This window comes from Streptomyces sp. RP5T (assembly GCF_003933965.1).
Lineage (GTDB): Bacteria > Actinomycetota > Actinomycetes > Streptomycetales > Streptomycetaceae > Streptomyces.
Map to the genome: position 1 here is coordinate 1 of NZ_RSAJ01000960.1, position 2,003 is coordinate 2,003.

Here is a 2,003-nt window from a genome sequence, read left to right on the forward strand (position 1 = left end):
GAGCAGGGCCGCGTGCCGGACGGCGTTCGTGACGAGCTCGGACACGATCAGCAGGAGGCCTTGGACGAGGTCGTCCGAGACGGGCACTCCCTGGCGGTACAGCAGGTCCCGCACGGCGTGTCGCGCCTGCGGGACCGACGCCTCCACGGCGGGGGCGGTGAATCGCCACACCCCCTCGTACGGCAGCGGGTCCGGGGTGCCCGGTTCGACGGGGTCCGGGTCGAGGGGGTCTTCTCCGCTGTCCGTCGGGCGAGGGCCTGACCCGCGCCCATGGTCGTCCATTCTTCGGTCGCCACCCTTGCGCTCGATTGTCACCACATGTCGAGTGTTGGCAGTGGGTCGCTCCACTCCGGATGCCTGAACAGAAGTCAGCGCATATCGAATGCCCCTGACCGGTTCGGAACGGAACCATTCGGATTGTGTCGATCAGGTGGCCACCTGGTGCTGCTCGGTGATCGTACGGTCGAGCTGTCCGGCTAGCATCCGACGCATGGAGCTCTCGGAGCCGCAGCTGCTGCACACCGTCGCCGACTCGGTCGCCACCGTCGTCATCCACCATCCGGCCAAGCGCAACGCCATGACCGCCGCGATGTGGGGGGCGCTGCCGCCGCTGCTGGACACCCTGGCCGCCGATCCGGACGTCCGGGCGCTGGTGCTGACCGGTGAGGGCGGGACGTTCTGCGCGGGCGCCGACATCTCCACGCTGCGCCGGTCGCCCGAGGAGGCACAGGGGCTCGCGGTGCGGGCCGAGGAGGCCCTCGCCGCCTTTCCGAAGCCGACGCTGGCGGCGATCCGGGGGCACTGCGTGGGTGGCGGGTCGCAGCTCGCGGCGGCCTGCGATCTGCGGTTCGCCGAGGAGGGCGCGCTCTTCGGGGTGACACCGTCGAAGCTCGGGATCGTGTATCCGGCGTCCTCCACCCGGCGGCTGGTGTCGCTGGTCGGGCCGGCCACCGCCAAGTACCTGCTGTTCTCGGGTGAGTTGATCGACGCGGAGCGGGCGCTGCGCGCCGGGCTGGTCGACGAGGTGCTGCCCGAGGGCGAACTGGCCAAGCGGATCGGGGAGTTCACCCGGGTTCTGGCGTCCCGTTCGCAGCTCACGCAGGCCGCGGCGAAGGAGTTCGCCGACGGACGCCGGGACCGGGACGCGTACTGGAGCGGTCAGGCACGCGGCAGCGGCGACACCGCGGAGGGGGTCGCCGCCTTCCTAGAGCGCAGGACACCGCGTTTCACCTGGACTACGACAGGATGAAGCGGCTCTTGGAGCGGAACTCCTCGACGAGGTGCGCGGGCGCCTTGTGCGGCGAGCCCGCGTCGTAGGGCGGCTGCGGGTCGTACTCGGTCAACAGCTGCACGGCCTGGGCGTGTTCGTCGCCCGCGATCCTGCCGAGCAGGGTCAGCCCCATGTCGATGCCGGAGGAGACGCCCGCGGCGGTGACGTACTTGCCGTCGAACACGACCCGCTCCTGCGCCGGTTCGGCGCCGAACTCCTTCAGGACGTCCAGGGCCAGCCAGTGGGAGGTCGCACGGCGGCCGCGGAGCAGTCCCGCGGCCGCGAGCAGCAGGGACCCGGTGCACACGGAGGTCGTCCAGGTGCTGGTGGCGTCGGCGGCGCGCAGCCAGTCCAGCAGCACGGCGTTCTCCATCTGCGGGGTCTGCCCGGGACCGCCCGGCACGATCACGATGTCGGGGTCCGGCAGCTCGGCGAACGTCCTGTCGGCGGTGAGGGCGAGGTTGCCGGTGTCGGTGCGCACCGGGCCGGTCCGCTCGGCGACGAAGACGGTCCGCGCGTCGGGGAGGCGACCGAGGGTCTCGTACGGCCCCACGGCGTCCAGGGCGGTGAAGCGGTCGAAGAGGACGATGGCGATCTGCACGAGGGTCCTAATCCTTGAGTAAGCGATTCCGGTTGGCTTCGTCAGGGGCGGCCAGGACTGTTGATGTGGTGCGGTTTGCGGCGGCCTCGTGGGCACCGGGCTGACCCCTCTGGGTTCCTGGTCCTCTGAGAC

The 2,003-nt window shown here is 71.0% G+C and carries 3 protein-coding genes; 1 reads left to right on the forward strand and 2 read right to left on the reverse strand.

Annotation, left to right across the window (positions count from 1 at the left end; all coding sequences use genetic code 11):
* Positions 1 to 282 (reverse strand): ATP-binding protein (locus EHS43_RS43420; RefSeq protein WP_221740826.1); only part of this gene is annotated, 282 nt, incomplete at its 3' end.
* 208 nt (positions 283 to 490) lie between these two features.
* Here EHS43_RS43420 and EHS43_RS43425 point away from each other — a divergent pair.
* The gene (locus EHS43_RS43425) at positions 491 to 1,249 is read left to right on the forward strand and encodes an enoyl-CoA hydratase/isomerase family protein (protein ID WP_125195927.1); all 759 of its coding nucleotides are present in this window, start codon (positions 491 to 493) and stop codon (positions 1,247 to 1,249) included.
* On the opposite strand, the gene EHS43_RS43430 is transcribed toward EHS43_RS43425, so the two are convergent.
* Positions 1,236 to 1,871, reverse strand: a complete 636-nt coding sequence (locus EHS43_RS43430) for a DJ-1/PfpI family protein (protein ID WP_125195928.1) — start codon at positions 1,869 to 1,871, stop codon at positions 1,236 to 1,238. The genes EHS43_RS43425 and EHS43_RS43430 overlap by 14 nt on opposite strands.
* Between the last annotated feature and the right edge of the window lie 132 nt (positions 1,872 to 2,003).

Bases quoted from the DNA above. Each gene is read 5' to 3' on its own strand.
- EHS43_RS43425 (WP_125195927.1), top strand. From the start codon at position 491: ATGGAGCTCTCGGAGCCGCAGCTGCTGCACACCGTCGCCGACTCGGTC.